Origin of the sequence: Bradyrhizobium manausense (assembly GCF_018129685.1) — a bacterium.
Lineage (GTDB): Bacteria > Pseudomonadota > Alphaproteobacteria > Rhizobiales > Xanthobacteraceae > Bradyrhizobium > Bradyrhizobium manausense_D.
Map to the genome: position 1 here is coordinate 1 of NZ_JAFCLG010000037.1, position 21,850 is coordinate 21,850.

General features: G+C 64.5%; 26 protein-coding genes. 10 read left to right on the top strand and 16 right to left on the bottom strand.

From position 1 onward, the window contains the following. Nucleotides 1–110: 110 nt before the first annotated feature. A complete protein-coding gene (locus JQ621_RS34315) occupies nt 111–644 on the bottom strand; it encodes a hypothetical protein (protein WP_212241543.1) in 534 nt (177 codons plus the stop codon). 42 nt (nt 645–686) lie between these two features. Next, on the bottom strand, nt 687–1,148 hold the full coding sequence (locus JQ621_RS34320) for a hypothetical protein (protein ID WP_212241581.1): 462 nt from the start codon (nt 1,146–1,148) through the stop codon (nt 687–689). Between JQ621_RS34320 and JQ621_RS34325 the strand changes: the two genes are divergently transcribed. The 5 genes from JQ621_RS34325 (at nt 1,029) to JQ621_RS34345 (ending at nt 3,660) form a co-directional block, all read left to right on the top strand. Beyond that, entirely contained in the window at nt 1,029–1,403 is a 375-nt protein-coding gene (locus tag JQ621_RS34325; RefSeq protein ID WP_212241545.1) for an AtpZ/AtpI family protein, read from the top strand. The two genes, JQ621_RS34320 and JQ621_RS34325, sit on opposite strands and share 120 nt — an antisense overlap. Before the next feature lie 112 nt (nt 1,404–1,515). Beyond that, on the top strand, nt 1,516–2,265 hold the full coding sequence (locus tag JQ621_RS34330) for a F0F1 ATP synthase subunit A (RefSeq protein ID WP_212241547.1): 750 nt from the start codon (nt 1,516–1,518) through the stop codon (nt 2,263–2,265). Nucleotides 2,266–2,318: 53 nt separating this feature from the next. Next, nucleotides 2,319–2,546 carry a F0F1 ATP synthase subunit C gene (locus tag JQ621_RS34335; RefSeq protein WP_018643436.1) on the top strand — a complete coding sequence of 76 codons (228 nt, stop codon included), beginning with the start codon at nt 2,319–2,321 and terminating at the stop codon, nt 2,544–2,546. Nucleotides 2,547–2,605: 59 nt separating this feature from the next. Continuing rightward, entirely contained in the window at nt 2,606–3,169 is a 564-nt protein-coding gene (locus JQ621_RS34340; RefSeq protein WP_212241549.1) for a F0F1 ATP synthase subunit B family protein, read from the top strand. A 5-nt stretch (nt 3,170–3,174) separates the two neighbouring features. Further along, nucleotides 3,175–3,660 (top strand): F0F1 ATP synthase subunit B family protein, encoded by a 486-nt coding sequence (locus JQ621_RS34345; RefSeq protein WP_212241550.1) that lies wholly within the window; start codon nt 3,175–3,177, stop codon nt 3,658–3,660. A gap of 222 nt (nt 3,661–3,882) precedes the next feature. Here JQ621_RS34345 and JQ621_RS34350 read toward each other — a convergent pair whose 3' ends face one another. The 5 genes from JQ621_RS34350 to JQ621_RS34370 form a co-directional block, all read right to left on the bottom strand. Beyond that, nucleotides 3,883–4,533 (bottom strand): hypothetical protein, encoded by a 651-nt coding sequence (locus tag JQ621_RS34350; RefSeq protein WP_212241551.1) that lies wholly within the window; start codon nt 4,531–4,533, stop codon nt 3,883–3,885. Nucleotides 4,534–4,648: 115 nt separating this feature from the next. Next, complete coding sequence (locus JQ621_RS34355; RefSeq protein ID WP_212241552.1) at nt 4,649–5,236, bottom strand: GNAT family N-acetyltransferase; 588 nt, start codon at nt 5,234–5,236, stop codon at nt 4,649–4,651. A 50-nt stretch (nt 5,237–5,286) separates the two neighbouring features. Continuing rightward, nucleotides 5,287–6,576: a M16 family metallopeptidase gene (locus JQ621_RS34360; RefSeq protein WP_212241553.1), complete on the bottom strand. Its 1,290-nt coding sequence runs from the start codon at nt 6,574–6,576 to the stop codon at nt 5,287–5,289. Next, nucleotides 6,573–7,991, bottom strand: coding sequence for a threonine synthase (thrC, locus tag JQ621_RS34365; protein WP_212241554.1), 1,419 nt, complete (start codon nt 7,989–7,991; stop codon nt 6,573–6,575). The genes JQ621_RS34360 and thrC overlap by 4 nt, the downstream gene beginning before the upstream one ends. Nucleotides 7,992–8,519: 528 nt before the next feature. After that, nucleotides 8,520–9,164, bottom strand: a complete 645-nt coding sequence (locus JQ621_RS34370) for a response regulator transcription factor (RefSeq protein ID WP_212241555.1) — start codon at nt 9,162–9,164, stop codon at nt 8,520–8,522. Between the two features lie 87 nt (nt 9,165–9,251). Here JQ621_RS34370 and JQ621_RS34375 point away from each other — a divergent pair, with 87 nt between their 5' ends. Then, nucleotides 9,252–10,592, top strand: coding sequence for an ATP-binding protein (locus tag JQ621_RS34375; RefSeq protein WP_212241556.1), 1,341 nt, complete (start codon nt 9,252–9,254; stop codon nt 10,590–10,592). Between the two features lie 100 nt (nt 10,593–10,692). Here the strand turns inward: JQ621_RS34375 and JQ621_RS34380 are convergent, their stop codons facing one another. The 9 genes from JQ621_RS34380 to coxB form a co-directional block, all read right to left on the bottom strand. Next, on the bottom strand, nt 10,693–11,058 hold the full coding sequence (locus JQ621_RS34380) for a nuclear transport factor 2 family protein (protein ID WP_212241557.1): 366 nt from the start codon (nt 11,056–11,058) through the stop codon (nt 10,693–10,695). 110 nt (nt 11,059–11,168) lie between these two features. Further along, complete coding sequence (locus tag JQ621_RS34385; protein WP_212241558.1) at nt 11,169–11,933, bottom strand: SURF1 family protein; 765 nt, start codon at nt 11,931–11,933, stop codon at nt 11,169–11,171. After that, on the bottom strand, nt 11,930–12,331 hold the full coding sequence (locus JQ621_RS34390) for a DUF983 domain-containing protein (protein WP_212241559.1): 402 nt from the start codon (nt 12,329–12,331) through the stop codon (nt 11,930–11,932). The genes JQ621_RS34385 and JQ621_RS34390 overlap by 4 nt, the downstream gene beginning before the upstream one ends. Nucleotides 12,332–12,429: 98 nt before the next feature. Then, the gene (locus JQ621_RS34395) at nt 12,430–13,326 is read right to left on the bottom strand and encodes a cytochrome c oxidase subunit 3 (RefSeq protein WP_212241560.1); all 897 of its coding nucleotides are present in this window, start codon (nt 13,324–13,326) and stop codon (nt 12,430–12,432) included. A 64-nt stretch (nt 13,327–13,390) separates the two neighbouring features. Beyond that, complete coding sequence (locus JQ621_RS34400) at nt 13,391–14,047, bottom strand: cytochrome c oxidase assembly protein (RefSeq protein WP_212241562.1); 657 nt, start codon at nt 14,045–14,047, stop codon at nt 13,391–13,393. A gap of 5 nt (nt 14,048–14,052) precedes the next feature. Next, complete coding sequence (locus tag JQ621_RS34405; protein WP_212241564.1) at nt 14,053–14,229, bottom strand: CoxF protein; 177 nt, start codon at nt 14,227–14,229, stop codon at nt 14,053–14,055. After that, nucleotides 14,226–15,170 carry a heme o synthase gene (locus tag JQ621_RS34410; RefSeq protein ID WP_212241567.1) on the bottom strand — a complete coding sequence of 315 codons (945 nt, stop codon included), beginning with the start codon at nt 15,168–15,170 and terminating at the stop codon, nt 14,226–14,228. Before JQ621_RS34410 ends, JQ621_RS34405 begins: the two co-directional genes overlap by 4 nt. Before the next feature lie 60 nt (nt 15,171–15,230). Beyond that, nucleotides 15,231–16,859, bottom strand: coding sequence for a cytochrome c oxidase subunit I (ctaD, locus tag JQ621_RS34415; RefSeq protein WP_212241569.1), 1,629 nt, complete (start codon nt 16,857–16,859; stop codon nt 15,231–15,233). An 88-nt stretch (nt 16,860–16,947) separates the two neighbouring features. Then, nucleotides 16,948–17,787 (bottom strand): cytochrome c oxidase subunit II, encoded by an 840-nt coding sequence (coxB, locus tag JQ621_RS34420; protein ID WP_212241571.1) that lies wholly within the window; start codon nt 17,785–17,787, stop codon nt 16,948–16,950. 446 nt (nt 17,788–18,233) lie between these two features. Between coxB and JQ621_RS34425 the strand changes: the two genes are divergently transcribed. The 4 genes from JQ621_RS34425 to JQ621_RS34440 all read left to right on the top strand — a co-directional run bounded on the left by JQ621_RS34425 (nt 18,234) and on the right by JQ621_RS34440 (nt 21,674). Beyond that, a complete protein-coding gene (locus JQ621_RS34425) occupies nt 18,234–18,779 on the top strand; it encodes an invasion associated locus B family protein (protein ID WP_212241573.1) in 546 nt (181 codons plus the stop codon). 111 nt (nt 18,780–18,890) lie between these two features. Further along, on the top strand, nt 18,891–20,318 hold the full coding sequence (tldD, locus tag JQ621_RS34430; protein WP_212241575.1) for a metalloprotease TldD: 1,428 nt from the start codon (nt 18,891–18,893) through the stop codon (nt 20,316–20,318). Then, nucleotides 20,315–21,094 carry a signal peptidase I gene (gene lepB, locus JQ621_RS34435; protein ID WP_212241577.1) on the top strand — a complete coding sequence of 260 codons (780 nt, stop codon included), beginning with the start codon at nt 20,315–20,317 and terminating at the stop codon, nt 21,092–21,094. The genes tldD and lepB overlap by 4 nt, the downstream gene beginning before the upstream one ends. Nucleotides 21,095–21,107: 13 nt before the next feature. After that, a complete protein-coding gene (locus JQ621_RS34440) occupies nt 21,108–21,674 on the top strand; it encodes a nucleotidyltransferase family protein (RefSeq protein ID WP_212241579.1) in 567 nt (188 codons plus the stop codon). Nucleotides 21,675–21,850 lie beyond the last annotated feature (176 nt).

Genomic DNA, 21,850 nt, shown 5'->3' on the forward strand with positions numbered 1-21,850 from the left:
GCCAGGCCACGCCTTGACGGCCGCAAGCAAGGCGTCATGCTCAATGGCAATCGGACGTCGCTTTAATGGTTGCTACGAGAGTTAAACGCGCGGATGGTGCAAAGGGGTCCTCAAATCCTGCCCGACACGTCCTTTTGCACGCGGTTGGCCATGTCGATCAGCCGACGCCAGGCCTTTTCCAGAAACGACATCGCGCGGTCGAGATCCTGGTCGCTGGGCAGCGGGATCTCGAGCTTGCGCTCGCCCTCGGCGACCTTGGGTCCACGTGCTTGCGGCTCCGCTTTCTTGAGCGGGTCGGATCTGGGCATCGCCTCGTCGATCTTGCCCGAGACGGTCGGCCCGGCAGCGAGCTGCCCCTTCAGCCTTTCGACCTCGGCCTGGAGGCGGCCGATCTCGGCATCGAGCGCGGAGCGTTCGTCGGGCACGGCGTAGCAGGCCCAGCCAGAGCCGTTCTTGCTGCAGGTCGAGACCGTGCCGGTGCGGGTATCCAGCCGCAGCACGCCGTCGGGGGTCGGGGTCATGCTGTAGCGGCCGTTCTCGCCGTCGGGCGCCGATTGCGCGGCAACCAGACTGCCGCTGAGCGTCGTTACCACGACAATCGCCGCCGCAAGCCGTGATCTTGTGGATGGTTTTGCCTGATACATCGGGCCCTCCGCCACGTCGCGCAGGTGGCACATGGTTGAATTCTACACCCCGCCGGGCAACGGCGCATCGCCGGCTCGCGCGAATCCGCCGTCAAAAACCTGATCTGCGAGATCAACGATGGCAACGGTGCCTTTGATCCCGGAAGCGCGGCGAAATGTCGACCATAAGTGTCGATCGCGCGGAGAGCTGCTGCGGTGCGGCGTCACGCTGTGCGCAGCGCTGACGGGCAGGCCAATATCCTCCATAAAATCAAATACATAATCGATCACGACGCGATCGTGACTTGGCTTGACTTGATTATGTGCGGTCAGTATGGTCCGCGCGGCTTTTGAGGGTGGCGGGCGTAATTTCCATTCAACCGCAGCGTTTCGGGTCTTCGTGGCATGGCTCAGGACACGGGACACGGCGGGAATGGAGATCGCGATAGATCGTCCGAGGAAGCTGCGCTTTCCGAACGGCTCGGAAATCTTGATCAGCGGTTGTCCGAATTTCGCGACCGCCACGTCAAGGCCGAGCAACCCGCAGGTGACGGAGAAGACAAAGCGGCCAGAGCCTCGGCGATGGCGCTTGGTTTTCGGTTATCCTCCGAGTTGGTCGCCGGTGTCGCTGTCGGGGCGGGGATTGGCTGGGGTTTCGACCGCTTGCTGTCGACGTCGCCTTTCGGATTTATCGTGTTCATGCTGCTGGGCTTCGTGGCCGGCGTGGTGAATGTGGTGAGGACGGCGGGCGCGGGTCAGAACAGGCGCGGCGGTTCTTAAAGCCCAATCCGACAAGAGAGGAATTGCCGTGCCGGTTTCGCCGGCGCGAGCCGGCCCGGCCGGCAGACCGAGACACGCCGGCTCGTCCGGCAGACCAAGAGATGCCGCACCGATGAAAATCGATCCGATCCACCAGTTCAACATCGAGCCTCTCTTCACGATCGGCCATATCGGCAATCAGACGATCGCCTTCACCAATTCATCGCTCTACATGCTGGTGGCCGTGGCGATCATCTCGATCCTGATGCTGGCCAGCGGCACCCAGCTGGTTCCGGGCCGCCTGCAGTCGGTCGCCGAGATCTCCTACGAATTCGTCGCCTCGACCATCCGTTCGACCGCCGGCGCGGAAGGCATGAAGTTCTTCCCGCTGATCTTCTCGCTGTTCATGTTCATCTGCGTCTCGAACCTGGTCGGCATCGTCCCCTATACCTTCACGATCTCGAGCCATCTGATCGTCACCGCAGGTCTGGCGCTGCTGGTCTTCTTCACCGTGCTGATCTACGGCGTCGCCAAGAACGGCGTGAAGTTCTTCAAGATTTTCGTTCCCCACGGCGTCCCCGGCTACGTCCTGCCGCTGGTCATGTTCATCGAGGTCCTGTCGTTCTTCCTGCGGCCGGTCTCGCACAGCATTCGTCTGTTCGCCAACATGCTGGCCGGCCACATCGCGCTGAAGGTGTTCGCGGGCTTCGTCGCCATGCTGGGCTTCTCGCTCGGCGCCCTCGGCTGGGTCGGCGGCGTGCTGCCGCTGGCGCTCACCATCGCGCTCTACGCCCTCGAGATCCTGGTCGCGTTCCTGCAAGCCTATGTGTTTGCGATCCTGACCTGCATCTACCTCAACGACGCCATTCATCCGGGACACTAAGCGGTCCGGGGAATTTCCACCCACAACCCAATCTTTCTTCCAAGGAGTCTAAAATGGATCCGGCAGCAGCAAAACTTATCGGCGCGGGCATCGCATGCATCGGCATGGGCGGCGCGGGCGTCGGCGTGGGCGTGATCTTCGGCAACTACCTCGCCGCAGCCGTGCGCAATCCGTCGGCCGCTCAGGGCCAGTTCGGCAACCTGATCTTCGGCTTCGCCGTGACCGAAGCGCTCGGCATCTTCTCGCTGCTGATCGCGCTGCTTCTGCTGTTCGTTTTCTAAGGAACGCCCTTTCGCGCCGCTTCATCCGAAGCGGCGCGTGACAGCAACGGGAGTACTCCATGGCCGAGAGTCATGGCGGGGCAAAGAGTCCGGCGGCGGGCGCCCACACCGAGGCCGAAGGCGGTCACGGCGGTGGCTTTCCGCCGTTCGAGAGCAGCACCTTTGCTTCGCAGCTGGTGTCGCTCGCGATCTTCTTCGTCCTGCTTTACGTGATCGTGTCCAAGCTCGCTCTGCCGAAGGTCGGCGGTGCGATCGAAGCGCGTCAGAACAAGATCGAGGGTGACCTCGCCGAGGCGCAGACGCTGAAGGACCAGTCCGAGGCGGCGCTGAAGGCCTATGAAGGCGAGCTCGCTTCGGCGCGCGCGCGAGCACAGGCCATCGGCAACGAATCCCGCGACAAGGCCAATGCGCAGGCGGAAGCCGAGCGCAAGGCACTGGAAGAGCAGCTGGCGGCCAAACTCGCCGAGGCGGAGAAGACCATCGCCTCGACCCGCACGGCCGCCATGAGCAACGTCCGCGGCATCGCGGCCGATGCGGCAGGCACGATCGTACAGCAGCTCACCGGCGCGGTTCCGGATGCGGCGTCGGTCAATGCCGCCGTTGATGCGTCCTTGAAGGGTTAGTCGATATGTTCTTCGATCCTGAAACCTGGGTCGCCGTCGCCTTCGTGATCCTGATGGTCGGGTTCGGCTATCTCGGCGTCTTCAAGAAGGCGATGGCTGCGCTCGACCATCGGGCCGTGCGCATCAAGGCCGAACTCGACGACGCGACGCGCCTCAAGCAGGAAGCCGCCAAGGTGCTGGCCGACTACAAGGCGCGCAGCGCTTCGGCCGAACGCGAGGCGGCCGACATCATCGCCAACGCCAGGAGCGAAGCCGAACGCATCGCGACCGAGGCCAAGGCGAAGTTGGAAGACTTCGTCGCCCGCCGCACCAAGACCGCGGAGAGCAAGATTGCGCTCGCCGAGGCCCAGGCGGTCGCCGACGTCCGCGCCGCGGCCGCGGAAGCCGCAGTGCAAGCCGCCTCGACGATCCTGTCGCAGTCGGTCAAGGGCCAGGTCGCCGACGACCTGCTCGCCAAGGGTATCACCGAGGTTCGGCAGAAGCTGAACTGAGGGCGAGAGCCTCACCGATCAAAAAAGCCGGCGCGGATAGCGCCGGCTTTTTTGTTGGGACGGGATACTTCCGCACCGTCATGGCCGGGCTTGTCCCGGCCATCCACGTTCTTTCCGGGTTGCAACCAAGACGTGGATGCCCGGGCCTTCGCCTCGCCGAAGCGGCTTCGGCCGCGCAGGCGGGACAAGCCCGGGCATGACGACTGAGATTGCAGCGCCGCCCTACTTCTTCTTTCGCGCCTTCGGCTCGGGCGTGAGCACCTGCGGATCGAAGCCGACATAGAAGATGTAGGAATCGGCGACCGCGGCCGACGGCACCGGATAGGACAGATCCTCGGCGACGAAGGTGAAGGGCACGCTGCCGCCTTGCGACATCTCGACCGTGGTCCGGTAGGCCTTCGAGGCGATCACCTTCTCGCCGACGCCGCCCTGTACCACCGCGATACGCAGGGGCACCTCGACCGAGGGAGGCGCGCCGGCGGGGCCCGCGATGACGCGGCCCTGGATGCCGATGCGGGCAGTGATCTCGCCGCCATTGCGGTTGCATTCGCGCGCCATCCTGGTGATCGAGGCCTGGAAACGCACGTCGTTGCCGACGGCGGGCTTGCCCGTCGCCCCGACCCCGTAAGTGGAGGCGCCGGCGCGCACCGTGACCTGCGGGCAATCGATATCGTCATCGGCCGCCGGCTGGCCCGGCGCAGGCGCCGGCTTGGGCTGCGCAGGCTCGTCGGATTTACCGCCGAACAGGCTCTTGAAGCGGTCGGTCAGCGATTGCGCCGCGACCGGCGAGATGGTCGCCAATGACACCGACAGCGCCAGCGCGATCACCGGGCCTCGCCGCAGCGCATTCCGCAATGATCGAAGCTCATTCATGAACGACATGACTCCATGGACAACATCCCGGCCGAACGCCGGCTGGTGCGGGTTATATCGCCAAAATCGGCGATCCCAAGGCGGGAAAACAACGCGGCGTGCGCGGTCGCTCGGCTCAGCCGCGGAAATCCTCGTGCAGCAGGCCGAACAGCAGATGGTCCTGCCAGACCCCGTTGATGCAGAGATAGCGGCGCGCCAGCCCCTCGCGGGAGAAGCCGCACTTCTCCAGCACCCGGATCGACGGCGCATTGGTGGGGATGCAGGCGGCCTCGACCCGATGCAGATTGAGCTCACCGAACAATGTCGGCAACAGAACCCGCAGCGCCGCGGACATGTAGCCGCGATGGGCATGCGGCTGGCCGACCCAATAGCCGATCGTGCCGGCCTGGACGATGCCGCGCCGGACATTGGCGAGCGTGATGCCGCCGACCATGGCGCCGTCGAGCTCGCGGAAGATCAGAAAGGGATAGGAGCGGTCCGCGGCAATATCCTCGGAATAGCGACGCAGGCGGCGGCGGAAGCCGGACCGGGTCAGATCGTCCGAGGGCCAGATCGGCTCCCACGGCGTCAAATAATCGCGGCTGGTCTCGCGCAAATGCGCCCACTGCAGGAAGTCCGACATCTGCGGGGCGCGCAGCAACAGGCCGTTGCCGCGGGGGGCGAGAGCAGCAGGTCCACTGGATGGCAGGCGAAAGAGGGCCATGGTGATGCTTCCCGGGGCGGTCGTGCGCGATTCCTAGTGCACCCGCGCCTTTAGTGCAGCCGAGCTTTGGCGCGCGCCCGGGTCAATCCTTCCGCAAAAGACACCGCCGTGTCCAGACCCCTGCCGCTGCCCAATGCGACAACCGCGGGGCGGCTGCGCGAAAGCAGCGCACGCGCGGCGTCGCGGGTCGATTCGATGCTGACGGCGTCGATCCTGGCGACCAGCTCCTGCACCGTCTGCGGCCGTCCATAGGCCAGGACGTGCCGGGCCAGCTGCTCAGCGCGCGAGGAGCAGCTCTCCAGCGCCATCAACAGGCCCGCCTTCATCTGCGCCTTGGCGCGGGCGATCTCGGCCTCGGTCAAGGTCTCCACCGAATCATTCATGATGTCGACCACGACCTCCATCATCTCCGGCGCATCGGCTGGATCCGTGCCGGTGTAGAGGCCAAAGAAGCCGGTGTCGGTATAGGGCGCGTGGAAGGTGTAGATCGAGTAGCAGAGGCCGCGCTTCTCACGCACCTCCTGGAACAACCGCGACGACATTCCGCCGCCGAGGATGTTGGTGAACACCTGGAGCGAGAACAGCGACAAATCCGTCTGCGGCACGCCCTCCAGCGCCAGCGTCAGATGCGCCTGCTCGAGCTCGCGGTGCACGACCTTGGCGCCCCCCTTGCCGAACTGGGCTGCCTGCGGCTTCGGCCCCGGCGTGGCGTCGAAACTTGAAAAACGCTTCTCGACCTCGGCGACCACCTGCTGGTGATCGACGGCGCCCGCCGCCGCCACCACCATGTCGGGCCCGCGGTAATGCGTCGAGAGGTAGCTGCGGAGCGAGTCGCGATTGAAGCTTTTCAGCGTCTTGGCGGTGCCGAGCAGCGAACGCCCCATCGGCTGGTCGGGATAGCAGAGCTCGTTGAGATGCTCGAACACGACGTCGTCGGGCGTGTCCTGGGCCGCGCCGATCTCCTGCACGATGACATTCTTCTCGCGCTCGAGCTCGTCGGGCTCGAAGGCGGGATTGGCGAGGATGTCGGCGAGCACGTCGAGCGCAAGCGGCACGTCGTCCTTCATCACGCGGGCGTAATAGGAGGTCGTCTCGGTCGAGGTGCCGGCATTGAGGTCACCGCCGACCGCCTCGATCTCCTCCACGATCTCGCGCGAGGAGCGCCCGGTGGTGCCCTTGAACGCCATATGTTCCAGAAGATGCGAGATGCCGTGCTCGTTCGGCTTCTCGTCGCGACCGCCAACGCCGGCCCACACGCCGAGCGCGGCGGTCTCCAGGTGGGGCATGTTGTCGGTGACGACGGTCAGGCCAGAGGCAAGCTTGGAGATCTCGACGCTCATCCGGCAACTCCCTGTTTTGCGGCGCGGCTGACCGACAGCACGAACCGCTCCACCTCGCTCTGATCGTTCTTCATCACCTTCATGTGTTCGGATTTGGTCATGAGGCCGTCGAGCCAGGCCGGCAGCTGCGGCCGCTGGCCACAGGCCGCAGCCACAGCATCAGGGAATTTGGCGGGATGCGCCGTCGAGAGCACGATGTTGGGCACGGTCGTGTCGGTGGTGTCGCGATCGGCAACGGCGAGCGCCACGGCGGTGTGCGGATCGACCAGCTCGCCGGCCTCGCGCCAGGCGGCGCGGATCGCTGCGGCGGTTTCGGTCTCGTCGGCGCGGCCGGCGTCGAACTCCTCGCGGATAGCGGCGAGCATCGCATCCGGCAACACGAAGCGGCCCGACTGTTTCAGCTGCTCCATCAACCGGCGCACGCTCGAAGCATCGCGCTTGCCTGCTTCGAACAGCAGCCGCTCGAAATTCGAGGAGATCTGGATGTCCATCGAGGGCGAGGCGGTCGCGTGCACCTCGCGCACCTCGTAGATGCCGGTCTTGAGCGTGCGGGCGAGGATGTCGTTGACGTTGGCGGCAATTCGCAGGGTGCGCACCGGAAGTCCCATGCGCTTGGCGACGTAGCCCGCAAAGATGTCGCCGAAATTGCCGGTCGGCACGATGAAATCCACCGCGCGCGCCGGCGCACCGGCGGCAACCGCGGAGGCGAAATAGTAGACCACCTGCGCGACGATGCGCGCCCAGTTGATGGAGTTGACGCCGGACAGCGAGGTCGCATCGCGGAAGCGATGGTTGTTGAACATCCCCTTCACCAGCGCCTGGCAGTCGTCGAAATTGCCCTCGATGGCGAGCGCATGCACATTGGCCGCACCCGTCGTCGTCATCATGCGCTGCTGCACCTCGGAGATGCGCTTGTGCGGAAACAGCACGATGAGGTCGACATTTTCGAGGCCGGCAAACGCGTCAACCGCGGCGCCGCCGGTGTCGCCCGACGTCGCGACGACGATGGTGGTGCGCTGGCCGCGCTTGGCGAGCACATGGTCCATCAGCCGCGAGATCAACTGCATCGCCACGTCCTTGAACGCGAGCGTCGGACCGTGGAACAGCTCCAGCACGAACTGATGCGGCGACATCTGGCGCAGCGGCACCACAGCCGGATGACGGAAGGTGGCATAGGCCTCGTTCGCCATGCGGCCGAGCTCGGCGTCCGAAATCTCACCGCCCACGAACGGACGGATGACATCGACCGCGACCTCCCAATAGGGGCGCCCGAAGAAGCCTGCGATCGTCTCTGTCGACAGAAGCGGCCAGGTGACCGGTACATAGAGGCCGCCGTCGCGGGCAAGCCCTGTCAGCATCACGTCACAGAAGCCAAGCTCGGGGGCTTCGCCCCGGGTCGAGATATAACGAGTCAAACTGCCCTCCAAAGGCTGGCCCAGACAGAATCCGGGTCTTAAGCCTTTGATTTCACGATGTTCCTAGTTCTTCCGCCAGAGGCTTCCGGCACCATAGAGCGTTTTGCGAGGCTGCACCATGCCCAACGAAAAGGGGCTGCGGCGATGCCGCAGCCCCCCTCTTGGAAGGTCTGTCGTTGATGTGTGCAGACCCGGTATTCGTCGCCAGGGCGCCCGCCCCGAAATTCGTTCGTTCGAGCTATCGTCACCTGTCACGGGATCGTCAAGAAGAAAAACGGCACGCGTCGCCAAATGTTCCTGTTTTTCCCGATACACGTCGGCCGTGCTGACCGTGCAACCGCCTCGGACCTGATCGCCCTGCCGCTTTTTCCCGGCTGATCGCACAGGACGGGGAACGAACGCCATGCCGTCCCATTTATGTCCGCGGAGGGTATCAGCCGTCGTCCACACATTGCCCGGACGCGCGGCGGGCCGATCCACCGGCCGAACCGGCTGCGTCCTGGAGCAGCCGGTTCGGCCTCCGACGGGTCAGTTCATCCCGATTTCCACCGCGATCCGGATCAGGTCGGAATGGTTCTTGGCCCCCAGCTTCTGCTTGAGCAGGGACGTCGTGTTGGCGACGGTCTTGTAGGAGATACCGAGCGCCTCGGCGACCTCGACGATCTTGTTGCCGCGCCCGAGCAGGCGCAGAATTTCGAGCTCCCGCGGCGTCATTTGCGAGGCCGGATTGGCCTTGATTGCAGCGCCCGAGAAGGTCACGGCCTCCGCAAGCTGCGGCGAGATGAAGTTGTCGCCCGCGACCACCTTGCGCACCGCCTTGAGCAGGATCCGGGGATCGTCGCCCTTGGAGACATAACCCTGCGCCCCGAGCTCCACCGCGCGCACCACGAAGGCCGGATCTTCATTCATGCTGAACATGATGATCTTGGCGTTCGGGTCGTCCTTGCGAATCCGGCGCATCAGCTCGAAGCCGGAGACGTCAGGCAGGCTGATGTCGATCACGGTGACGTCGGGCCGCTTGTTGATATAGGCCTTGTGTCCGGATTTGGCGTCGCTCGCCTCGTCGATGCGGATCGAGTGGTCCGAGGCAAACAGGGTGCGACAACCTGACAGTACAACGGGATGGTCGTCGACGATGAGGACCCGGGTCGCCAGCTTGGCATTATCTTGCATCGCGCACTCTCTTGTTTCGAGGACTCATAGACTGGCGGGAACAAATGGAAAGAGAGAATCCCGCCGAAGCGCGTTAGAATTGACCTAATGTGGCAACGACTGTCGTTCAGAACCCAGCTGTTTCTTCCGCTCGGCTTGAGCTTTCTCGCCGCGTTGGCCATGGGCGGCGTGCTGCTCCAGGTCTTTGCGTCGGGCCAGCTCGCCGACGAGAATCAACCAGGTCGGCGCGCGACCCAAGCCGTCGCTGTCGCGCTCAACACCAGCTTGAGTGCGTCCGATCATCCGCGGAAGATGCTCGATGCCTTTGTCAATTCCTTGGGCACCTCCTCGGATATCCAATTCCGTCCCCTCGACGCAGGTCCCGCGCCTTCCGTGAGGGAGGGTCTGCGCGACGTGCAGGGCGTACCGCAATGGTTCGTCGACCTGATCGCCATCCCCGATATCGAGGCGGCATCTCCTGTCATCATCGACGGCAAACGCGTCGGCGACATCGTGTTTGTGCCCGACCTGTCGGCGGACCTGTTCGAGAAATGGATCGGTCTTCTGGCGCTGGCCGGTCTCGTCGCCGTGTTGATGGTGCTGACCGGAACGATCGCCTATCTCTTCGCACGATCGGCGCTGCGGCCCCTTCGGGATCTCGGCGCAGGCCTCACCCGAATCCGGTGCGGCGATTATGCGACGCCGATACCTGTCGCGGGCCCGCCGGAGATCAGGCGCGGCTGCGAGGAGGCCAATGCGCTGGCCGCGACGCTCGCGCAATTGAGCCAGGACAATCGCGACCTGTTACGCCGGCTTGTGTCGCTTCAGGACAACGAGCGGCGCGATCTCGCCCGAGAGCTGCACGACGAGCTCGGCCCGCTACTGTTCAGCATCCGCGCCGGCACGATCGCGCTGAGCGAAGCCTCGCCGCAGATGGGACATCTCGGCAACTCCGTGCAGGAGCTGATGCTATCGGTCGAGGCGCTCCAGCAGACCAACCGCCGCATCCTCGACCGGTTGCGGCCGCTCTATATCGAGGAATTGGGGCTCGAAGCCAGCGTGCAGACACTGCTTCGCAACTTTCGCGGACAGGCGCCGCATATCGGCCTCTCCGCGACGATCGATCCCGATCTCGACGGGATCGACGGGCCGCTGGCGCACACTGTCTACCGCGTGATCCAGGAGGCCTTGACCAACGTGCTGCGCCACGCTGCCGCGCACGAAGCCCATGTGGAGGCGGCGATATCGGGCAATGCGCTCACGGTTGAAGTCTCCGATGACGGCGGCGGCTTTCCCGCCGACAATGTCTTCGGCCGCGGCCTGACCGGCATGCACGAGCGCGTGCGTGCGCTCAGCGGATCGCTGTCGCTGCTGCGCGCAGACGAACGCACCTATGTGCGCTGCCGCCTTCCGGTCGGGGAGTTCAGGGACGAACCGATCTCAGGCTAGCACGCGATGAAATCAAGACCGGTCGCCAGTTCAGCTCTCCCTACGGGAGAGGTAATCCGAGTCCGGGGCTCGCAGCGATTCAACCAACAGTCATCCCACTCTAGCACGCGCCGCAATCGTGAGAGCCTTGCTGCGCGGGCCGGCACAGCATGCTGTGGATCTTGCCTTCCGCGCTGAAGCGGAACGAGGCGCGAATGCGCAGGGCGCCTGCGACGGAATATTCGAGATCGACACCGTTCTGCACCGGATGGATTTCCTCGAGGCCAAAGCCTGCTGAAGAGAAAGCGCCGACTTTCGGACCCCAATAGGTTTCGAGTTCGCTCCGGCCGCGATAGACGCGCGTGCCGTTGCAGCTGCATTCCACTGCGCCGTCGTCGGCATAGAGGTCGAGAAGCATCGCAAGGTCGCCCCTCCGGCAGGCGTCCACCCAATCGACGACAAGTCCCATCTGATCGAAATCGCTCAACGCCCGGCAATCCTGTTGACCGCGGAAAAATCTGAGAGCGGCTTAGGATCACCCTCGTGAATATGCGCTGAATAGGAAAGCCCGGGCGATACCGGGTTCCCACCTGGAACTTACGGGCTCGCGGTACCCGGCCGCCGCCCCTTCAGCCAGACTCCGAACGCGATGAGCACCGCGCCGGCCAAAGCGAACCATGTGATGGCGTATTGCAGATGGTCGTCTTTCAGATGCACGTCGAGCGCACCGGGGCGCGGAATATTGTTCGCGGGCGCCGGCTGCTCGAGATCGACATAGAACGGCGCGACCGCGCCCCATCCAAGCGCACGCGCGATCGCCAGATGATCGCGCACGAACCATAGCCGCTTGTCGCGGTTCTCCGCCGGCGTGAGCCAGCCCGGCTCTTCCGGGAAGCGCAGATAGCCGGTGAGCGCGACGGGCGTGCCGGTGACGAGCTTTTTCACCGCGCGATCCTCGACGCTGCGCTCCTGCATCGTGTTCTCGACGAAACCGGCATCGATCACCACGATCTCGCCATCAGGCAGTTGCGCTGGCAGGAAGGCCCAGGTGCCAGGGCCGGAGGCATCCTTGCGCACCGCGGAGCCGGAGGAATAGACCATCGCATCCGGCGCAGCGGCATAGGTCGCGGCGAAGCTGACGCGGCGGAATTCGTCGAGCGCAGGCGTCAACGCGCTCCATTGCGCCGGCGACGGCAGCGCGACGGGGGCTGCGGCAAGGCGCTCGGTGAGCGCGGCGATCAGCGCGTGCTTGGCGGTGCGGCGCTGCAATTGCCAGATCCCGAGCGCGACGAAAGCCGCGGTCAGCAGAAGCGTGAACAGCATGAAGCCGGCCACGCGGGGCTTGCGCGGGGTCTCGGTCATTTCGCGCGGTCGACCAGCCGGCCAGGTGCTGCCTTGTGGTGGAATTGCAGCGCGATCAGCAGCGACTTCATCGAGCGAAGCGGCAGAAGCGTGGTGGCCAGGATCAGCGGCAGCCACAGGACGGCATGCAGCCAGAATGGCGGCTGATACTTGACCTCGACGACGAGCGCGCAGCCGACCACGATCGCGCCTGCCAGCATGATGATGAAGATCGCCGGACCGTCGCCGGCATCGATGAAGGCGTAGTCGAGGCCACAGCGGTTGCAGCAGGGGGCGAGCGTCAGGAAGCCCGCGTAAAGCTTGCCCTCACCGCAGCGCGGGCATTTGCAGGCGAGCCCGCGCAATGCGCTTTGCAGGACCGTCACCTGGGGCTTAGGCGTGTCGGCAGTATCGTTCATGACGCGCAAGCCTATCACGGTTTCGGCTGCGGCCTCGGCCGCTGGAAAGCGAAAGGGCGGCCCCGCGGCCGCCCTTTGCCTAGGAGAACGATCGCAACTCAGTGCGCGCCGTGGGCCATGGTCTCGGCGCCGTGTCCCCAGACATAGATGCAGAGGAACAGGAACAACCAGACCACGTCAACGAAGTGCCAGTACCAGGCGGCGAACTCGAAGCCGAGATGCTGGGTCGGCGTAAAGTGGCCGGCATAGGCGCGCGCAAGGCACACGATCAGGAAGATGGTGCCGACCAGCACGTGGAAGCCGTGGAAGCCTGTCGCCATGAAGAAGGTCGCGCCGTACACGTTTCCGGCGAACGAGAACGCCGCGTGGCTGTACTCGTAGGCCTGCACGCAGGTGAAGGTCGCGCCCAGCAGCACGGTGAGGATCAGCCCGTATTTCAGACCCTGGCGATCGTTCTCGAGCAGCGCGTGGTGCGCCCAGGTGACCGTGGTGCCGGACGTCAGCAGGATCAGCGTGTTGAGCAGCGGCAGGTGCCAGGGATCGAAAGTCTCGATGCCGTGGGGCGGCCAGGTGCCGGGCACCGCGCAGGCGCCGGCAGCGGTGCCGAGACCGCAGCCGAAGATCGCATCGCGGGTGGCGTGGACGGCATCGGCCGGGAACAGCGCCGCGTTGAAATAGGCCCAGAACCAGGCAACGAAGAACATCACTTCGGAGGCGATGAACAGGATCATGCCGTAGCGGTGATGCAGCTGCACGACGCGGGTGTGATCGCCCTTGTACTGGGCCTCCTTGATCACATCCCCCCACCAGCTCGCCATGGTGTAGAGCACGCCGACGGTGCCGACACCGAACACGATCGGCGCGGCCGAGAACATGTGGTGCATCCATCCGATCGCGCCGACCGCCATGATGAAGGCCGAGATCGAGCCGACCACCGGCCACGGAGAAGGATCGACCAGATGGTAGTCGTGGTGCTTGCCTTGCGCGGTAGCCATTGCGGTCTGTCTCCTCAATCCCGTGCCTGTCAGGCACTTATCCCCTAGTTCCAACCCATGGGCGTCAACCCGGCGGCTGGAGATTTCCCTTGCGTTTGTTGTCGTCGCCGGATGCGAGCGGTTTCACCACCGGATCCTTCACCGGATAGAAGGTGTAGGACAGCGTGATCGTGTTCAGCCCGTCATTGTCGTGGTCGCCGGCGATCGACGGATCGACATAGAACACCACGGGCATCTCGCGCTTCTCTCCGGGCGCCATGGTCTGCTCGGTGAAGCAGAAGCAGTTGATCTTCTGGAAATAGGACCCGACCGTCAGCGGCGCGACATTGTAGGCCGCCTGCCCTGCCGTGGTGCGCGCGGCCTGGTTGGTCACGGTGTAATAGATGGTCGTGACCTGGCCGATATTGACCTCGATCTCGGTCTGCTCAGGCTCGAACTTCCAGGGCAGGCCGGGCGCGACGTTGGAATCGAAACGCACTGCGATCTTGCGTGCGATCGGGCCGCTGGCCGGCGCCGAGGTCGCGACCTGGGTCGTGCCGTTGAAGCCGGTGGCGCGGCAGAACCAGTTGTAGAACGGCACGGCCGCATAGGATGCGCCGACCATCAGCGCCACCACGCCGCCGCAGATCGAGGCGACCAGCACATCGCGGCCCAAGCCTCCTGAGCGGCCTTTCCTGGCCGTTCGGCTCTGATCCCGCGATATGGTCGGCTTCTGATCCATGTTTTCTACATCGGCCGCACGAGTACGGCCGGTCCCTTGACCATGGTCACGGCAAAGAACAGCACCACGAGCACGCCGAGCGCAAGCGCGATCGCGATCGAACGCTGGCGGCGGCTCTTCAGCTGCGCCTCGGTGAGGACAATTCCATCTGGCTCGGGTTTGTCAGCCATTGCCGTGATCATGCGCCCCCTACCATCCGGGCAAGCACAGGGAATACGACCTCGGCCAGCAAAGTCGCGAACAGCGCGAACAGATACAGGATCGAGAAGGCAAACAGTTTTCGCGTCGCGCGCAGCGACGCAGCTCGCGTCCGGCGCACATAGACGTTGATGGCGAGCACCAGCATGCCCGCGCCCAGGATCAGCGAGGTCACGCCGTAGATGGCGTCGAAATAGCCGAGCGCCCAGGGCGCGGCGGCGACCGCGATCAGCACGATGGTGTAGAGCAGGATCTGGAGACGGGTCGCGTCCGGGCCGGCGACGTTGGGCAGCATCGGAACGCCGGCGCGCGCGTAATCGTCGGAGCGGAACAGCGCCAGCGCCCAGAAGTGCGGCGGGGTCCAGAAGAAGATGATGGCGAACAGCAGCAGCGGCTCGACGTCGACCGTGCCTGTGACGGACGCCCAGGCCACCACCGGCGGCAGCGCGCCGGCGGCGCCGCCGATCACGATGTTCTGCGCAGTCCAGCGCTTCAGGCCCATCGTGTAGATCACGACGTAGAAGAAGATGGTGAAGGCGAGCAGCGCGCCCGCGATCCAGTTGACGAGGATGCCGAGCGTCATCACCGAGAAAAAGGCGAGCGTCATGCCGAACGCCATCGCCTCGGGCCGGGTGATTCGGCCGCGCGGGATCGGGCGGTTGGCGGTGCGCGACATCTTGGAATCGATGTCGCCCTCGAGCGCCATGTTGAGCGCGCCGGAGGCGCCGGCGCCGACGCCGATGCAGAGCAGCGAGGTGATCGCGAGCACCCAGTGGAAGTGCCCCGGCGCCATCGCCATGCCGACCAGCGCGGTGAAGATCACGAGTGACATCACCCGCGGCTTCAGCAGCGTCAGGTAGTCGCCGACCTCCGCCTCGGAGATGCGGGGATTGAAGTCGATGGCGTTCTGGTCGAGGACGGACACTAATTCAACTCGCTTCGTTAAAGAGCCGCGGCGCCCGTCTCGGGCGCCGCGGGATTCGGCTTACTGCACGCGGGGCAGCACCTCGAACTGGTGGAAGGGCGGCGGCGAGGACAGCGTCCACTCCAGCGTGGTGGCGCCCGCACCCCAGGGATTGTCGCCCGCCGGAACCTTCTTCGCGAAGGCGTCGATCACGGTATAGAGGAAGATCAACACGCCGAAACCGGAGATGTAGGAGCCGAGCGAGGAGATCAGGTTCCAGCCCGCGAACGCGTCGGGATAGTCGACATAGCGGCGCGGCATGCCCGACAGGCCGAGGAAGTGCTGCGGGAAGAACACCAGGTTGACGCCGACGAAGGTGACCCAGAAGTGGGCCTTCGCGAGCGTCTCGTTGTACATGTAGCCCGACATCTTCGGGAACCAGTAGTACCAGCCGGCGAAGATCGCGAACACCGCGCCGAGCGACAGCACGTAGTGGAAGTGAGCGACGACGTAGTAGGTCTCCTGGAGCACGCGATCGACGCCCGCGTTCGCCAGCACGACGCCGGTCACGCCACCGACCGTGAACAGGAAGATGAAGCCCACCGCCCAGATCATCGGGGCGCGGAAATCGATCGAGCCGCCCCACATGGTGGCGATCCACGAGAAGATCTTCACGCCGGTCGGAACCGCGATCACCATGGTCGCGGCGACGAAATAGGCCTGCGTCGCCGAGGACATGCCGACCGTGTACATGTGGTGGGCCCACACCACGAAGCCGATGCCGCCGATCGCGACCATGGCGTAGGCCATGCCGAGATAGCCGAACACGGGCTTGCGCGAGAAGGTCGAGACGATCTGGCTGATCATGCCGAAGCCAGGCAGAATCAGGATGTACACCTCGGGGTGACCGAAGAACCAGAACAGATGCTGGAACAGCACCGGATCGCCGCCGCCCTCGGGGTTGAAGAAGGTGGTGCCGAAGTTACGGTCGGTAAGCAGCATGGTGATCGCGCCGGCAAGCACCGGCAGCGACAGCAGCAGCAGGAACACCGTCACCAGGATCGACCATACGAACAGCGGCATCTTGTGCAGGGTCATGCCCGGCGCGCGCATGTTGAAGATCGTGGTGATGAAGTTGATGGCCCCGAGGATCGATGAGGCGCCCGCCAGATGCAGCGAGAGGATCGCGAAGTCGACGGCGGGGCCCGGGTGGCCGGAGGCCGACAACGGCACATACAAGGTCCAGCCGGCGCCGACGCCGTTGGCACCGGGCTCGCCTTCGACGAAGGTCGAGATCAGCAGCAGCGCGAAGGAGGCCGGCAGCAGCCAGAACGAGATGTTGTTCATGCGCGGGAAGGCCATGTCGGGCGCGCCGATCATCAGCGGCACGAACCAGTTGCCGAAACCGCCGATCATCGCAGGCATGACCATGAAGAAGATCATGATTAGGCCGTGCGAGGTCACAAAGACGTTATAGGTGTGCGTCTCGTGGAATATCTGCACGCCCGGATACATCAACTCGGCGCGGATCGCGATCGACATCGCGGCACCGATGATGCCCGCGATGACCGCGAAAACCAGGTACATCGTGCCGATGTCCTTGTGGTTGGTCGAATAGACGTAGCGACGCCATCCGGTCGGATGGGCGTGCTCGTGGTCATGTGCGTGGTCTTGCGCGTGATCGCCGTGTGCCGCTGCGCTGGTTGCCATTTTCAAATCCTGCCTTGCGTCCCGTTCGGACCTTTGGAGGTCCCGCCCTTCATGTCGCTGTCAAATCCCTCAAGCCGTCGCCCGGCGCTTACTGCGTCGGGCCGGCTGCGGAGGCGAAAGTGCTGGTGCCGCCGCTCGCATATTTCTTCTTCGCCGATTCAACCCAGGAGGCGAACTCCTGGTCGTTCACGACGCGGATCGCGATCGGCATGAACGCGTGGTCCTTGCCGCAGAGCTCCGAGCACTGGCCATAGAACATGCCGGTCTTGGTGGCCTTGAACCAGGTCTCGTTCAGCCGCCCGGGAATGGCGTCGATCTTGACGCCGAAGGACGGCAGCGCGAAGGCGTGGATGACGTCGGCGCCAGTGACCTGGACGCGAATCACCTTGTTGACCGGTACCACCATCTCGTTGTCGACGCCGAGCAGGCGGGGCTGCTTGTCCTGTGCCATCAGCGAGTCGAACTCGAACTTGCCGTTATCAGGGTAAGCATAGGACCAGTACCACTGCTTGCCGGTCGCCTTGACCGTCAGATCAGCCTTGGGCACGTCGAGCTCGAGGAACAGCAGGCGGAACGACGGCACAGCGATGCCGACCAGGATCAGCACCGGAACCAGCGTCCACACCACCTCGATCAGCGTGTTGTGCGTGGTCCGCGATGGCACCGGATTGGCCTTCGCGTTGAACTTCATCACCACGATCACCAACAACGCCAGAACGAACAGCGTGATCAGGATGATCAGGACGGACAAGAAGTTGTGGAACCAGACAATATTGTCCATGACAGGGGAACCGGAGCCTTGCAGGTGCCATTCCCACGGCTCCGGCTGCCCGAGCTCGGCAAATGCCGAGCCGCCCGTCGCCAGCGTCAGACCCGCCACGGCCAATCCCAGCAAGTGTCGGCCCACTCGGCCCATCGACATCTTCATGCCGTCGCGCTCCCCTTACGAAATCGCCCCAAGTGCATTCCCCTGTTTTTGGGAAATGCTTATTCGACCCGCCCGTCCGACAAACCGCCGCGCAAGAATACCTCTAAGAGGAATTGGGGCCAGATCGCTCAAACGCCGAAATCAAGCCTCTCAAACCATAATTCTTGATCTATCGCAATGCAGTCTTGATGCCGCTCTGTCTGCCATCACCCGCAAGATATTTCCCAGTAACATCAGATAAAAATACCGCTTCCCGGGATGCCGCGGCTTGACAGGCGGATTGCCCGCTGTAGGCACAGGCGCAGGGCGCCGCAGGAACCTGATTCGTGGTGGCAATGGCGACCGAGGCGGCGCGGAATTTGCTTGTGAATTGCCTTCAAGACGCCGTCATTCCTGTATCAGTCCACCGGCGCGAGCGACCCAGGCGAGCAGAGGGACCGACCCCGATGGGGCTTTCGAGATGCATGGCAAGATCGGTTCTAAGGCCGGCTGACAGCCTCAGGACGCTGATTGGCCTTCTGGCCGCGGCCTTTCTCCTTGCCCTCCCCGGTTTGGCTCATGCGCAGGGCGCGGTACGCTCCGTCCATGGCGACTGGCAGATCCGCTGTGACACCCCGCCGGGCGCCCAGACCGAGCAATGCGCCCTGATCCAGAGCGTGGTGGCGGAGGACCGCTCCAATGCCGGCCTGACCGTGATCGTGCTCAAGACCGCCGATCAGAAAAGCCGCCTGATGCGTGTGGTCGCCCCGCTCGGCGTGCTGCTGCCGTCCGGTCTCGGGCTCAAGCTCGACAATCAGGACGTCGGACGCGCCGGCTTCGTCCGCTGCCTGCCCAATGGCTGCGTCGCCGAGGTTGTCATGGACGACAAGCTGCTCGGCCAGCTCCGCAGCGCCAAGACCGCGACCTTCATTATCTTCGAGACGCCCGAGGAAGGCATCGGCTTCCCGCTCAGCCTCAATGGCCTCGGCGAGGGCTATGACAAGCTGCCGTAGGGCTGCGAGCCCGCATCGAACCTATTGTTTCCGTAATGTGACGCGTTGCGCCCTCGCCGAACTGGTCTGAAACCATTATCTTGCCGCCATCCCCCGATAATGGACGGACGCATGACCAACCCAGCCACATCCTCCCTGCTCGACCGCGCCAATCTCGACCGCGACCAGGTTCGCAGCGAGGTCGCACGCGGCCTTGCCGGTGCCGACGATGGCGAATTGTTCCTGGAATACAGCCAGACCGAAGCGCTGATGTTCGACAATGGGCGGCTGAAGCAGGCGACCTACGATACGTCGCAAGGCTTTGGCCTGCGCGCCGTCAAGGACGACGCGGTCGGCTACGCGCATTCCTCCGATGTGTCGCTGCCGGCGCTGATTCGCGCCGCCGACGCGGTCGCGGCCGTCCGCGGCGGCTATTCCGGCAGCTTTGCCGCCCCGCCGCCGCACACCAATGTGCGGCTCTATGGCGATGAGAATCCGCTCGATGCCCCGGGCTTCGAGACAAAAGTCAAACTGCTCGCCGAGATCGACGCGTATTTGCGCGACAAGGATCCGCGGGTGAGGCAGGTCAGCGTCAGCCTGGGCGCCACCTGGCAGGTGGTCGAGATCCTGCGGCCCGATGGCGAGAGCTATCGCGACATCCGCCCGCTGGTGCGCGTCAACATCTCCGTCGTCGCCGGCCAGGGCGACCGCCAGGAGAGCGGCAGCAAGGGCTATGGCGGCCGCGCCGGCTATGCCGAATTCATCGAGAGCAAGAACTGGCGCGACGCCGCCGACGGCGCGCTGCGCGAGGCACTGGTCAATCTGGAATCGATTCCCGCCCCCGCCGGCGAAATGGACGTCGTTCTGGGTGCCGGCTGGCCCGGCGTGATGCTGCATGAGGCCGTTGGTCACGGCCTCGAGGGCGACTTCAACCGCAAGAAGACATCGGCATTCGCAGGCCTGATGGGCCAGCAGGTCGCCGCCAAGGGCGTCACCGTGGTCGACGACGGCACCATTGCCTCACGCCGCGGCTCGCTCTCGATCGACGACGAGGGCACGCCGACCAACCGCACCGTGCTGATCGAGGACGGCATCCTGGTCGGCTACATGCAGGACCGCCAGAACGCGCGCCTGATGAACATGAAGGCGACCGGCAACGGCCGCCGCCAGGGCTATGCCCACGTGCCGATGCCGCGCATGACCAACACCTACATGCTCGCGGGCGAGCGCGATCCGGCCGAGATTCTCGCGTCGGTGAAGAATGGCGTGTTTGCCGCGAATTTCGGCGGCGGACAGGTCGATATCACCTCGGGCAAATACGTGTTCCAGTGCACCGAGGCCTACAAGATCGAGAACGGCAAGATCGGCGCGCCGCTGAAGGGCGCCATGCTGATCGGCAACGGGCCGACCGACCTGCATCGCATCCGCATGATCGGCAACGATCTCGCGCTCGATACCGGCATCGGCACCTGCGGCAAGAACGGACAAGGCGTGCCGGTCGGCGTCGGCCAGCCGTCGCTGCTGATGGAACGCATTACGGTGGGTGGAACGGGCGCATGAGCGTTGAAGAGAAGCTGACGGTCGGCACCAAACGAAAGAGCAGCGGCTTCTTCGGCCAGCTGGTGCAACTCGCCGGCATCGTGGCCGCGGTGTTCATCGCCAAGGGCGCACTTGCCGAGCCGTTCTACGTGCCGTCGGGCTCGATGGAGCCGACGCTGCTGATCGGCGACGCGCTGCTCGCCTCGAAATTCCCCTATGGCTACGGCACCTCGTCGCTGCCGATCCAGATCAATCTACCGGAGACGGGCCGCGTCTTCGCCGAGACGCCGAAGCAGGGTGATGTCGTCGTGTTCCGCTGGCCCGGTGACCGATCGCAGGCCTGGGTCAAGCGCGTCGTGGGCCTGCCCGGCGACCGCATCCAGATGCGTCAGGGCCAGCTCTTCATCAACGATCGCCCCGCCGAATTGAAGCCGGACGGCCTTGGTGCCGCCGAGGACGACAATGGCGGCACCGAGCCAGCCTACCGCTATGTCGAGACGCTGCCGAACGGCGTCAAGCATTTGATCTTCAAGATGCGCGACAACGGCCCGCTCGACAACACGGACGAAGTGAAGGTGCCCGCGGGGCATCTGTTCGTGCTCGGCGATAACAGGGACAACTCGGCCGACAGCCGCGTGCCGCTGCGGTCCGGCGGCGTCGGCCTGCTCCCGGTCGACAATCTGGTCGGCCGTGCCGATGCCGTGCTCGGTTCCTGGGATCTCGGCATGCGCGGCCAGCCGGTGTGGACCTGGCTCTCGGGCTTCCGCCTCGCGCGGTTCTTCACCGCCGTGCACTGAGCTGGATCGCAGGGTGGGCAAGGACGAGTTTCTTGCGCTCGCCCTGCGAAATCCTGTCAACGTCGCGATCATGGATGAACTCCCTCGACTCGCGCTACCCGATGCCTGGCTGGTCTCGGGCTGCCTCGTGCAATCGGTGTGGAACGTGCTCACGAACCGCCCCGTCGATCACGGCATCGCCGATTACGATGTCTTCTACTTCGACCCCGATACTTCCTGGGACGCAGAGGACGCCGTGATCCGAAAGCTGCAAGCGCGGCTCGATCATCTCGGCGTCAAGATCGAGACCCGCAACCAGGCCCGCGTGCATCTGTGGTATCCGGCCAAGCACGCCCTGCCCTATCCGCCGCTGTCGTGCTCGACAGAAGGCATCGACCGTTTCCTCACGCAGAACACGCAAGTGGGCGTGAGGCGCACGGAGGATGGCTTCGACGTCTATGCGCCCCACGGCTTCGACGATGTCGCAGGCCTGATTGCACGCCCCAATCCGGGCCCGAATTTCTCCGCGGCGAACTACGCGGTGAAAGCGATGCGATGGAAGGCGCTTTGGCCTGAGCTGACGGTGATCGCGGCGGAGTGAGAATCTCGTGGGGTGGGCAAAGGCGCGCGTCTTCGCGCGACGTGCCCACGTTCTGTCGGACTCATGGAGAGGTGGTGGGCACGGCGCGTTGCGCCTTTGCCCACCCTTGTATTAGCGCGATCGCTTATGATGGTGCCGTTCCGTGAGGAATGGCCCAGCCCGGGTGGCCGCCCGAG

What these genes read in the sequence shown, in the direction of transcription:
- JQ621_RS34360 (WP_212241553.1), bottom strand. Translation starts at nt 6,576, where the DNA reads ATGAGCGTCGAGATCTCCAAGCTTGCCTCTGGCCTGACCGTCGTCACC.
- JQ621_RS34425 (WP_212241573.1), top strand. Translation starts at nt 18,234, where the DNA reads ATGGGGCTTTCGAGATGCATGGCAAGATCGGTTCTAAGGCCGGCTGAC.
- JQ621_RS34405 (WP_212241564.1), bottom strand. Translation starts at nt 14,229, where the DNA reads ATGATCACGGCAATGGCTGACAAACCCGAGCCAGATGGAATTGTCCTC.
- JQ621_RS34335 (WP_018643436.1), top strand. Translation starts at nt 2,319, where the DNA reads ATGGATCCGGCAGCAGCAAAACTTATCGGCGCGGGCATCGCATGCATC.
- JQ621_RS34315 (WP_212241543.1), bottom strand. Translation starts at nt 644, where the DNA reads ATGTATCAGGCAAAACCATCCACAAGATCACGGCTTGCGGCGGCGATT.
- JQ621_RS34355 (WP_212241552.1), bottom strand. Translation starts at nt 5,236, where the DNA reads ATGGCCCTCTTTCGCCTGCCATCCAGTGGACCTGCTGCTCTCGCCCCC.
- JQ621_RS34325 (WP_212241545.1), top strand. Translation starts at nt 1,029, where the DNA reads ATGGCTCAGGACACGGGACACGGCGGGAATGGAGATCGCGATAGATCG.
- JQ621_RS34370 (WP_212241555.1), bottom strand. Translation starts at nt 9,164, where the DNA reads ATGCAAGATAATGCCAAGCTGGCGACCCGGGTCCTCATCGTCGACGAC.
- tldD (WP_212241575.1), top strand. Translation starts at nt 18,891, where the DNA reads ATGACCAACCCAGCCACATCCTCCCTGCTCGACCGCGCCAATCTCGAC.
- JQ621_RS34395 (WP_212241560.1), bottom strand. Translation starts at nt 13,326, where the DNA reads ATGGCTACCGCGCAAGGCAAGCACCACGACTACCATCTGGTCGATCCT.
- JQ621_RS34340 (WP_212241549.1), top strand. Translation starts at nt 2,606, where the DNA reads ATGGCCGAGAGTCATGGCGGGGCAAAGAGTCCGGCGGCGGGCGCCCAC.
- JQ621_RS34385 (WP_212241558.1), bottom strand. Translation starts at nt 11,933, where the DNA reads ATGACCGAGACCCCGCGCAAGCCCCGCGTGGCCGGCTTCATGCTGTTC.
- JQ621_RS34400 (WP_212241562.1), bottom strand. Translation starts at nt 14,047, where the DNA reads ATGGATCAGAAGCCGACCATATCGCGGGATCAGAGCCGAACGGCCAGG.
- lepB (WP_212241577.1), top strand. Translation starts at nt 20,315, where the DNA reads ATGAGCGTTGAAGAGAAGCTGACGGTCGGCACCAAACGAAAGAGCAGC.
- JQ621_RS34350 (WP_212241551.1), bottom strand. Translation starts at nt 4,533, where the DNA reads ATGAATGAGCTTCGATCATTGCGGAATGCGCTGCGGCGAGGCCCGGTG.
- JQ621_RS34330 (WP_212241547.1), top strand. Translation starts at nt 1,516, where the DNA reads ATGAAAATCGATCCGATCCACCAGTTCAACATCGAGCCTCTCTTCACG.
- JQ621_RS34390 (WP_212241559.1), bottom strand. Translation starts at nt 12,331, where the DNA reads ATGAACGATACTGCCGACACGCCTAAGCCCCAGGTGACGGTCCTGCAA.
- ctaD (WP_212241569.1), bottom strand. Translation starts at nt 16,859, where the DNA reads ATGGCAACCAGCGCAGCGGCACACGGCGATCACGCGCAAGACCACGCA.
- coxB (WP_212241571.1), bottom strand. Translation starts at nt 17,787, where the DNA reads ATGAAGATGTCGATGGGCCGAGTGGGCCGACACTTGCTGGGATTGGCC.
- JQ621_RS34375 (WP_212241556.1), top strand. Translation starts at nt 9,252, where the DNA reads ATGTGGCAACGACTGTCGTTCAGAACCCAGCTGTTTCTTCCGCTCGGC.
- JQ621_RS34345 (WP_212241550.1), top strand. Translation starts at nt 3,175, where the DNA reads ATGTTCTTCGATCCTGAAACCTGGGTCGCCGTCGCCTTCGTGATCCTG.